The 11,164-nt window shown below is 32.3% G+C and carries 10 protein-coding genes and 1 pseudogene; all 11 read left to right on the forward strand.

Features of this window, described 5'->3' with window-relative positions; translation table 11 throughout:
• The first annotated feature begins 10 nt into the window (after window positions 1–10).
• Window positions 11–430 (forward strand): NUDIX hydrolase, encoded by a 420-nt coding sequence (locus tag M899_RS13395; RefSeq protein ID WP_021271983.1) that lies wholly within the window; start codon window positions 11–13, stop codon window positions 428–430.
• A complete protein-coding gene (locus tag M899_RS13400; protein ID WP_052610356.1) occupies window positions 399–743 on the forward strand; it encodes a GNAT family N-acetyltransferase in 345 nt (114 codons plus the stop codon). The genes M899_RS13395 and M899_RS13400 overlap by 32 nt, the downstream gene beginning before the upstream one ends.
• 2 nt (window positions 744–745) lie before the next feature.
• Window positions 746–922 carry a hypothetical protein gene (locus M899_RS18430; protein ID WP_155897218.1) on the forward strand — a complete coding sequence of 59 codons (177 nt, stop codon included), beginning with the start codon at window positions 746–748 and terminating at the stop codon, window positions 920–922.
• Between the two features lie 164 nt (window positions 923–1,086).
• Entirely contained in the window at window positions 1,087–2,256 is a 1,170-nt protein-coding gene (locus M899_RS13405; protein ID WP_021271978.1) for a hypothetical protein, read from the forward strand.
• Between the two features lie 170 nt (window positions 2,257–2,426).
• A pseudogene (locus M899_RS13410) lies at window positions 2,427–2,684 on the forward strand (transposase); the annotation flags it as partial.
• A 226-nt stretch (window positions 2,685–2,910) separates the two neighbouring features.
• Window positions 2,911–5,157, forward strand: a complete 2,247-nt coding sequence (locus tag M899_RS13415; RefSeq protein WP_021271991.1) for an AAA family ATPase — start codon at window positions 2,911–2,913, stop codon at window positions 5,155–5,157.
• 3 nt (window positions 5,158–5,160) lie between these two features.
• Complete coding sequence (locus M899_RS13420) at window positions 5,161–5,484, forward strand: hypothetical protein (protein ID WP_021272002.1); 324 nt, start codon at window positions 5,161–5,163, stop codon at window positions 5,482–5,484.
• 48 nt (window positions 5,485–5,532) lie between these two features.
• A complete protein-coding gene (locus M899_RS13425) occupies window positions 5,533–6,192 on the forward strand; it encodes a DnaB-like helicase C-terminal domain-containing protein (protein ID WP_021271986.1) in 660 nt (219 codons plus the stop codon).
• 105 nt (window positions 6,193–6,297) lie between these two features.
• Complete coding sequence (locus tag M899_RS13430; RefSeq protein ID WP_021271999.1) at window positions 6,298–8,256, forward strand: DUF2779 domain-containing protein; 1,959 nt, start codon at window positions 6,298–6,300, stop codon at window positions 8,254–8,256.
• On the forward strand, window positions 8,249–9,511 hold the full coding sequence (gene drt3a, locus M899_RS13435) for an antiviral reverse transcriptase Drt3a (RefSeq protein WP_021271990.1): 1,263 nt from the start codon (window positions 8,249–8,251) through the stop codon (window positions 9,509–9,511). The genes M899_RS13430 and drt3a overlap by 8 nt, the downstream gene beginning before the upstream one ends.
• Window positions 9,504–11,164: antiviral reverse transcriptase Drt3b (gene drt3b / locus M899_RS13440; protein ID WP_231370282.1), on the forward strand; the 1,661-nt coding region annotated here is incomplete at its 3' end. The genes drt3a and drt3b, both read left to right, overlap by 8 nt.

Below are 11,164 nucleotides of genomic sequence, written 5' to 3' on the forward strand. Positions count from 1 at the left end.
TGGGGCTGAAATGATTACAAAAAATAAAGTACTCGCATATATATTTAGAAATAACAACGGAGTCAAAGAGCTTCTTGTTTTTGATCATAGAGACTTTAAAGATGTTAGCCCCCAAGTTCCAGCTGGAACTGTTGACGATGGAGAACCATTTGAGGTCGCGGCAGTAAGAGAAGTTTACGAAGAGTCCGGCTTGAAATTCGAAAGACCTACATCATTTCTGGGTTCTTTTTATTATCGACGAGAGGACATTAATCAAATTCATAAAAGACATGTCTATTTATTCGAGACCGACGAAGTCATGGATCATTGGCAGCATGTTGTTTCTGATGGAGATGAAGATAAGGGTCTTGTTTTCAATTATTATTGGTTGCCAGCTGAAGTCGCACGCGAAAAGCTAGTTGGAAGTATGGGAGAATATTTACCAAAATAAACCTATTGGTTATATCCAGTTTTACTTTGCAAGCAAGGTTGGAGATGGTTGGTGGGAGAATTATCCGGATGACGTTGTTGGAATTGATCAATATATAGGTGATCTTGGTAGCATCGGCTTAGGGCATGGAAGTAAAATGATTGGAGAGTTTATCAAATTCTTGAAGGCCAACCACAGTATATCTAAAGTGATCACTGACCCGAGTCCAGATAATCCAAGGGCCATAAGATGTTATGAAAAAGTTGGTTTCAATAGGGTCGGAGAAATTAAAACTCCTAACGGAAAAGCTATTTTAATGGAATACGAGGTTTAAATATGGAAAAATCAATAAAAGGTTCATGCATGTGCGGTGGGGTAAAGTTTGAATACTTTGTTTCAGCTGGTGTATTTGATGATGAAATAAATATTGTGCCAACAAAGCACATTTTCGTGAAGAACAAGTGTCATTGGTATAATATCACCGACGATATTACTCAAATTGAAAGATATTAACGACATTGATTTTGATAAGTTTGAAAAAAATGATAAATCTTAAACCTCGTAAAGTGTTGATCTACTCAACACCTTATGAGATCTTTAATAAAAAGAAAGTTGCATTGGGAATTTGAATTTAGCTTGGAACCTTTTACGAGTATAATCAATACAAAGGGATGTGTATGAGGAAAAGCTTTTTTTCTAGGTTTAAAAATAAACTGAGTGAAGATTTTGGTGGTAGATATTTTGAGGTCATTCTTCATGAAGTAATTATAGAGGAGCCTAAAATTGTTACTCTTTTATTTCCTTTTCTAAAGATAAAGTCTTCAGATGTTATTGAGTCGCAAATTGAATACCCATTTGCATCAAGAATCGCAGATGTTTGTATTAAGATAAATGGGAAAGAAGTCGGATTGATTGAAATTAAGTTTAATGATAAATCATTGGATGGTCAGATTGAAGAATATTTGAAATTTACTCGTGAAAAAGATATTTTCTTCACATATTTGACTTTACAAACACCTGAACAGAAAGATTTGTCTCTCATAAAAAATGAGGAAAAATATGCAAATAATCATCATCTTGCACACCACATGTTATATCGTAAGCTTTATGAAAAAATTGTAGATAAAAAGTATGATAGGAACCCTGTTGTAGCTCTATTTTGTAAATATATAAAGGAAAATTTTATGGTTTTTGATAGTGAATATATTAATAGCAATGATGATATTCTACAGTTCATAATGCTTAAAGGTCTTTTTGTGAAACATAATCATGGCTTTGGAAGAAAGATTTCTGATAAAAATATAATGACAGTTCCTGATTATTGGAGTGTTCTAATTTCTAATATAAAAGTTATTGCCGATAAGTTTTACGATGAGCATTGCTCATACTTTAATGTTCGTCCTTCTATAGATTATAATTTTCAACCAAAATTCAATATTGATAAAGTTGTGAGAAAAAAAGAGGAATTTGATGAGAATGATGTAATTCCTCGAGAGTATCGGGTTGGGGGGTGGTTTTGTATTTGGTTTAGTGCCAAGGTTCAACAGGATAATCCTGATAATTGGCTATCGATCAGTTCTGGATTGTCTTTCTATCTGGATTTAACGAAAAAAGAAGTTAGGAAGTATGTGTTTGCTGAAATTTATGGACGTGGATTATCGACAGATAATTATGAATCTAAACTTATTAAAAAAATTCCAACTGAAGAATTATTCTATAACGATATTTTGGGCTCAATTAAAGCGTCAATTGATAAATGCTTGAAAGATCCTGAGAATTCTGCGAGGTTTAAAAAAACACCAAGCTTCAAAAAACAATTATCTAATATTCAGTCTCATAAGAATTAAGGCATGTATTTAGCTAAATAAATATTCCTATGTTTATTGTGTCACTATCATTCCTGTATTGCTTTATTAATTAGCTGCCCTTTCTGGACTGCTCATCAAAATCAGTGCCACTTGATATGATACAATTCTCCTAAGCTTAAGGACGTTTTGCGCCAAGAGTCAAACACTCAACTGAACAGATCATTGCCAAACTTCGCAGGGCTGAATTGCTTCAGCATGAAGGTAAAACTATTGATGAAGTGGTGAAGGCCTTAGAAGTCAATCGACTAACCTATTATCGTTGGAAAAAAGAGTTTGGTGGTCTTCTGCTTGAGCAAGCAAGAAGACTCAAAGAACTTGAGAAAGAGAATGCTCGTCTTAAAAAGCTAGTCGCAAATCAAGCTCTTAATATCGATGTATTGAAGGAACTCTCTAAGGGAAACTTCTAGTTATAAGTTTGGCGATTTAATACATAGGACAAGGGTGTCCATTTTTCAAATCGCTGGAGTTGTATTGGGAGTCATCGGCCAGCCTGGAACCTTTTTAAAAACCACATACATCATACATTTAAATTTACTTTTATTTTCATGGTATTCCAATGACTTGGAGCCCCTCTATATGCCATGTTTTGTCACTTCTCTCTGCTAGAATCAAAAAATCTAGCAGCGAGGAATAATGAATAAAGACAAGTACATTACTCTTAAATTGAACGAATATGCTTTAAATCTCATCAAGTTAAATAGGAGAAGTATTAGTTCTGATTTGTGGGAATATATCCATGGGCTATTAACAAAAAAACAAGTTTTGAGATTAAACAATTCCATCTTGAGTGAAATGCAGAAGTTTTCGAAGCAGACATCAACTTACCGAGAAGGACGTGTAGGATTTCCTAAGCGAGGAATAAGAGAAGTCATTTTAGATGATAAATTTTTAGATGAGTATAGACGAGACCTTGGCGGTGGAGTTTTTGACTCGACAGAATGGGCCTTGTGCATTGAGAAGTTATATTTAAATGACAAAGAAGGTTATCAAAAGCTGGTAGATCAAACGAGTCTTTTATTAATTAATAATACTAAAAAAGCACAGAAAGAATCACCATTTTATAGAAATCTGAAACAAATAAGTAAAGCTTTTGAGCTTGATGAATTTGAAGTAGAGATTGTGGCCTTTTTTTATCTTTTAGATATTGATGATTCCTTATCTACGTTAACAAGGTCGAAATATTTTCAATTGGATAAGATTGTTAAATCTACAACGATTTTAGGGAAAATCTTTGGAGTGAATCAATATGAGATGAAAAGATACCTTTCGAGAAAATCAAGATTGATAAGCGCTGGACTTTTTGAAGTAGGATATGATGATATAAATCTTTCAAATTTTGTTAAATTTTATCTTTCAGGAATTGTTGTGAATTCAATTGCGGACAATTTTTTCACAAAAATTGAGAGCGATACAATTCTTGAATTAAACGCTCATTTTATAGCTCCAAAAAATATTGAAACTATTTGTAATTTGATAAGAATGGAAAAAGGTGCACATATTTTACTTTATGGAAGTCCTGGAACAGGGAAGACAGAGTTTTCAAAATCAATAGCTAAATTTCTTAATAAAGATATCTATTTTATTAATCAAGCTGATGAAGATGATAAAGAAGATTTCTCTCATCGCAAAAGTGCAATTGTTGCGGCCCGAAATATCTTAAGTAAAGATTCAATTATAGTGGTTGATGAATGTGATTCAATTTTAAATATTAAAAAACAATTTTCTCTATTTTTTGATATTGATGATTCTAAGGATACTAAATCATGGTTAAATAATCTTCTTGATAATTCTTCTCATACTATTATTTGGATTACAAATACCGTCGAAAATATTGACTCTTCAACGCGAAGGAGATTTTCTTACAGTCAAGAATTTAAGGATTTATCAAAAAAGCAGAGAGAAAAGGTTTGGCGAACGGTAATAGATCAAAATGATATTGATTTTATTAATGATGAGGATGTCGCTTATTTTTCTACCAAGTATCACATTAATTCGGGAGGAATATCATTAGCAGTAAGAGATTTGCTTAAAATGAAGGGCGTTACCTTGAGAGATGATCGATTATCAATTCTTGAAAATATTTTAAATCAACATGAAGGCTTTGTTTTTCAAAATAAGGCAAGAATGATTGACATAGATCCAGCATATAATATTAATGTTCTTAATACGAGTTCTTCAATAGGATTGCTTCTTGAAAAAATGAAAAAATTTACTAACTATTCAAGAGGTGGTGACAATAGATTAATTCAAAATTTTAATATCTTGCTTTACGGTCCATCAGGAACAGGGAAGACAGAGAGTGTTAAGTATCTCGCAGAAGAGCTTGGACTTGATCTTGTTGTAAAAAGGTTAAGCGATATAAAATCAAAATGGTATGGTGAAACGTTGAAGAATATTTCTTCAATTTTTCATGACGCTTCAAATTCGTCAAAAATCTTGTTTTTGGATGAAGCAGATAGCTTTTTTGTCGATCGCATGCGCTCTACAAATAATTCTCATATTGAAGAGACGAATGAGATTTTAAATCAAATGGAAAATTACCGAGGAATTCTGATTTGTTCTACCAATTTATTCGAGAATATGGATCAAGCAGTACTTAGACGATTTACTTATAAAATTTCATTTGATTATTTAAGTAATGAAGGCAAGAAAGTGCTTTTTAGTAAATATTTTAAAGAATATATGAAAAATAATGATTTAAATTTTCTAACCGATAAATTTGATGAAATAAAGTACTTGACCCCAGGTGATTTTAAAGTTGTTAAGCAGAAATTTTTCTTTAATGATAACGTGAATGTCGGAGAGATACTGAGTGAGCTAGCGTATGAGTCATCTCTTAAAAAAATTAATACTAGAAAAGTTGGTTTAAAAAAGGTGTGAATTATGAAAAGCTTAAAGAGTATTCAAGACGTAGAAGTTTTACTGTATACGGATGGAGAAAAAGAGGAGTTTTATCCTATTGATGAAATTTTCTTTGCAAATGATAAAACTGCTCGCTTGGAGATGAAGTCAGATAAGCGAGAAGAGAAGCAACAAATAATTATTCGCCTAAATGAGGATAACTCGTTCTCCTATAAGTCAGATTTGATGATAGATGCAAGTAATTTCTTTGATCTTAAGATTATTTCAAAAAACAAAGATGAAATTCATCTTACTGAAGTTTGTGAGGCAGGGGATGACTATGTTGAAATCATACTGTCACTTTGACTAAGTTTATACTAAATGGAAGTCACATAAAGATTATTCGAGGGGTTTATGGAACTTAATACTATTATAGAAACGCTTAAGCTGAATAAGAAAGAGAAAAATATAATAGTATTAGCTTCAAGACCTGCCATGGGGAAGTCTTCCTTGGCCATGAAAATTGCGGTTTCGTTTATTCAAAGTGAAAAAAAGGCAGTGGGCTATTTTTCTTTAGAGATGTCAGAAGAAAATTTTAATAAAAGACTAACTACAATTAGCGACAAAGGTGTAATGGAATCACTGCATGATAAGCTTTATGTGATAGATGATTCTGACTCAGATCAACTGGAATTGATAACTTCTATCAAAGAGATTAATGGCAAAGATCAACTAGGCTTGGTGGTCATAGACTATATTCAGCTAATGAGATGTTATTTTTGCGATAAAAAACTAGAAGTAATAATGAGTGAATTGGTACTGATATCCCATGAATTGAATTTACCAATATTAATTTTATCTCAATTGAATAGAGGGGTAGAGGGCAGAGATGAAAAGAGGCCCCAAATATCGGATTTAGATGAGTCTAGAGAATTAGTTGATTTCTCAGATACAGTAATGTTTCTTTATCGTGACAATTATTACGGCCATGAAAATAGCCAATATAGTCAAGCTGAACTAATCATCGCAAAGAGCGAAGGCTACTCTCATACCATTAAATTTGAGCTGTTCTAATTTTGATTTGAATCACCTTGCGAATAACTACGTTAAGAAATCTTGACTAACTTGTATTAAGTTGTGACCGATAATCCAATGTTCACTTATTAATTTATGAGGCTTATGGCAAATCCAAGATACTTAACAAAGTCCAGGTTTAAGCTCGGTCGCGAATGCCCGACAAAGCTCTTTTATACAAAAAAGAAAGAATATCTTGACTCTAAAATGGATGATGCTTTTCTCGCTGCACTTGCCGAAGGTGGTTTTCAAGTAGGTGAGCTTGCAAAATGTTATCATCCAAATGGTCATGATATTGCAACATTGGACTATGAAGAGGCCGAGAAGCAAACAAAGAAGCTTTTAAAGGAAGATAAAGTAATTATTTTCGAACCTGCCATAAGATACAAAAATCTTTTTATTCGAATTGATATACTTATTAAAGACGGTGATAATTTCGAGTTAATTGAAGTCAAGGCGAAATCTTTTAATAAAAAAGAAGATGAATTTGTTGGCAAGAGAGGTTCAATCTTATCTGGCTGGAGACCTTATCTCGAGGATGTTGCATTTCAAAAGTATGTCCTCTCATCGAAATTTCCTGATGCAAATATCGAAAGTTTTCTTATGATGGCCGATAAGAATGCTCTTTGCTCAACAGATGGCCTCAATCAAAAGTTTAGAATAGTTCGCGATGAAGACAGTCGAAAGGGATGTGATGTCTCTAATTCTTTAACAAAGCAAGATCTAAAAAAGAAAATTCTAATTAAGGTTCCAGTCGATGATGAGATTGATCTAATCATGGAAGATGGAACGTTTGTGAAAGAGATTAAAAGGCTGTCGTTAGCATATGAGAAAGATGAAAAGATAATTAGTGATATTGGAGCGCATTGTTCTGGCTGTGAATTTGACTGTTCAATCGAAGAAGAAAAACAGGGATATAAAAGTGGGTTTCGTGAGTGTTGGAAGGATTCTCTTGGTTGGAAGGACAGAGACTTTGAAGATCCGAATGTATTAGAGATATGGTCATTTACGGGTAAAGATAAGCTGATAAATGATGGAAGAATTAAACTATCTGATTTAAAAATTGAAGACTTTGAACCAATTACAGATGGTAAACCTGGGGTTTCAGCATCGATGCGTAAGTGGCTTCAAGTTGAGAAAGTTAAGAATAATGATGAGACTCCTTTTTTTGATGCTCATGGTTTTAAGCTGGAGATGGATTCTTGGACATATCCTCTACACTTTATTGATTTTGAAACAAGCATGGTGGCCATTCCTTTCAATAAAGGACGTCGCCCTTATGAAGCAATAGCTTTTCAGTTTTCCCATCATATTGTCTATAAAGATGGGACTGTTGAGCATGCTGGAGAGTATTTAAATACTGAGCCTGGGGCTTTCCCAAATTATGAATTTCTAAGAGAGTTCAAACGTCAGCTTGAAGGTGATAATGGAACGATCTTTAGATATTCCCCCCATGAGAATACATTTTTAAATCACATCTATCGTCAATTAAGAGAAGATGACTCTGTTGCTGATCGTGAAGAGCTTTGTGAATTCATAAAGATCATTACAACGTCTTCAAGTTCTATGGCAGAGAAATGGGAGGGCGAGAGAAATATGGTGGATCTATGGCATCTTGTGAAGAGGTACTACTATGATCCAGCGACTCGTGGTTCAAATTCCATCAAAGCAGTGCTTCCTGTGATTTTAAACTCTAGTGACTTTCTCAAGGAGAAGTATGGGAAACCAATCTACGGGACTTCGAGCGGCATTAAAAGTTTAAACTTCAAAAACTGGCAGTGGCTTGAGATAAAGGATGGCAAAGTTGTTGATCCATACAAGAGGCTTCCAAAAATGTTTACTGATGTTAGTGATAAGAATTTAGATCTTCTGACTAAAGATGATGAGCTTGCAAACGGTGGAGCAGCTTTGACTGCTTATGGACGTATGCAATTTTCTGAAATGAGTGAATGCGAGCGAAAAGAACTTTCAAGTGCTCTTCTTCGTTATTGTGAGCTTGATACAATGGCCATGGTGATGATTTTTGAGGCTTGGAGGGAGTGGCAAGGAGAAGTAGATGTATGATCAAAGTATAGGGAAGTCTATATTAAATAGATTTTTATACAATAGCGACTTTGATAAGGGTTCTGACTATCATGATCAAAAGGTGAAGTTAATTAACTTGGCTTTGAAATATTTACATAAAGGAACTCCGCCTACAGTTTGCGTTACAAAATTTAAAGGTAAAAACCTCTATAAAATTAAGGAAGTTCCAATTGAATTATTGCAAAGAAGGGTATCTCATACTCTTAAAACAATTTTGGGAGTTAAGGTTGATGATCGTAATAAGATAATTAGAAAACTTAAACTTCTTCTTGAAGATGATGCTCCCTTTGTGGTTTATCGATTAGATATTAAAAATTTTTATGAGTCGGTAAATGTTGAACCATTTTTTGAAGAGATCGAAAGAAATCCTGTTTTTACTAAGGAAACAGTTTCAGTCGTAAGAAATATGTTTAAATTCTATGAGTATAATGCGGGGTTACCTAGAGGTTTTGCATTAAGCTCTGTCATATCGGAAATATTACTTAGTGATTTTGATAAGAATGTGAAAAATTTAAGTGAAACATTTTTTTATTCTAGATTCGTGGATGATATTTTTATAATTACCGGAAAGCAAGATCAGATATCAATGGATCATTTTATTGAAAAGATTGAAGATAAGTTACCTACCCCCTTAAAGTTAAATGCAAAGAAGGAAGAAATACATATTTTTAAGAACGTTAAGGAAGACTTTCCAAGTTGTAAAAAAATAAACTATTTAGGATATTTATTAAAAGTAAGTACTTTAGAGAATAAAGGACCACGAAGTGTTCAAGTCGATATATCCTACAAGAAAGTAAATAAAATTAAATCGCGAATTAATTATTCCATTCTAGACTTTTTAGATTATGTTGAAAGAAATGGACAAGATTCATATGGGAATGCTCTTACTATCCTCAAAGATAGGATTAAGTTTTTAACAGGAAATTTCAGCTTTGTTGACTATAAGAAAGGTCAGAAAAGAAATTCAGGAATTTATTTTAACTATCACTTAATTGATTATAAAGAAAGTGAAAGTCTGAAGGAATTAGATAAGTATTTGATAAGAACTTTGTCTGGGAAAACTGGAGAGGTTTCTGAAAAACTAAATGCACTTTCTATTAAATATCAGTATATATGTGATGAATTAAATACAATGAAAACTTATTCGTTTGTTCATGGATTTAAGAAAAGAACCTTTCATCATTTTAACTCATATCGGTTAAATGTTATTCAAAAGTGTTGGAAATATGTATAAAAAGAAAGAGAAAAGATTTATCGATAAAAGAGATAAATATCGAGTTCTTCTTACCGAAACTTTACCTTATGAAGTGCCAATAATTTTTAGTAATGAAGAATTTTATAAACTTCTTAAAGACAATAGAGAAATAGATGAGTCAATTAAAAAAATTTTGAATAGGATAATATATACTTTTTTTAATTATACGATTCCATATAAGTACAATATACTTAAAGATGCAGACTCTTTTCGTCGTCTTGCACTGTTGCATCCATCTTCTCAGTACCAATTTGTTTCTTTTTATGAAAAATACTCTGAACTGATTTGCGAATATTGTAACAAAACAAGAATCTCTTTAAGAGCTCCTGAAAAAGTGGCATCTGCATTTTATGTCGAAAATGAAGATGAAGATAAGAATAAATTTGTAGAAAATAATATTGAAGAAGTTGAGAGCGAGCTAATGTATAAACATTTAAGCTCATATTTTAGCTACAGAGGGTATAATAAAATCTATAAATTTTATAACTCTAAGGAGTTTATTGAACTTGAAAGGAAGTTTCAACATTTATGGAATGTAGATGTCGCAAGCTGTTTTGACAGTATTTATACTCATACAATTGCTTGGGCTGTAAAAAACAAGGAATATGTTAAAGATAATGTTAATTTCTTAAATGGCTTTGGGCCAATATTTGATTCATTAATTCAAAAATCAAACTATAATGAGACAAATGGTATCCCTATTGGACCTGAGGTGAGTCGTATTTTTGCCGAAATAATTTTTCAAGATATTGATTCTACTGTTATCTCTGAACTGTCAGGAAAAGATTATAAATATGGACAACATTATTCTCTTAAGAGATATGTCGATGACTACTTTCTATTTGCGAATAACGCTAAAACCGCTTCTGTTGTTTTAAGAACATTGAAAGTGAAGTTAAAAGAGTACAATTTTCATACTAATGAACGTAAGCTAATTAAGACAGAAAGACCTTTTTTAAGTTCAAAATCAAAACTTATTAAGGAAGTTCAACATGTTGTCGCAGACTTTTTTAATGAGTTGTTTGACTACGGATTTGATAATGAAATTGAACTTTGTAAACCTAAGAGCATTAAAAAAAATAAAAAGCTTATTAAGTTTATCGACTTAATCAAGATGAGTTGTATTTCAAATGAAATGACATATACCGATGTTTCAAGTTTCTTGCAGGGATGCTTCTATAGTAGAGTTAAGAAGAATATCCAAATTTTAGAAAAAATGGATTTTGAGTATTTAATTGAAAACCGTTCTGATTTCGTTAAAAATTTTAGCCTTATCATTGAACTAATGTTCTTTTTCTATTCAACATCCCCAAGTGTTTCATCATCATATAGCTTTGCCAAAAGTTTAATAATAATAAAAAGATTTTTTTCATCAGATAAGTTTGAGCATGAGCACAGTGTTGAACAATTAATATATGATTATACTATATCATTTTTTGAGAATAGCATGTTGGAAAGTGTCGAGGACAGACCTTTTAAAGAGATTCAGCTCGAGTCGCTTAATTTATTGATTGTTCTCGCTGAATTAGATAATAAACTATTAGTTCCCGAAAGCTTTCTGTCTAAAATGTTTGATGGAAGACAGAATGATTACTTCGAAATAATTGTTCTACTATTTTATATGAAAGATCA

Origin of the sequence: Bacteriovorax sp. BSW11_IV, from assembly GCF_000447755.1 — a bacterium.
Classification (GTDB): domain Bacteria; phylum Bdellovibrionota; class Bacteriovoracia; order Bacteriovoracales; family Bacteriovoracaceae; genus BSW11-IV.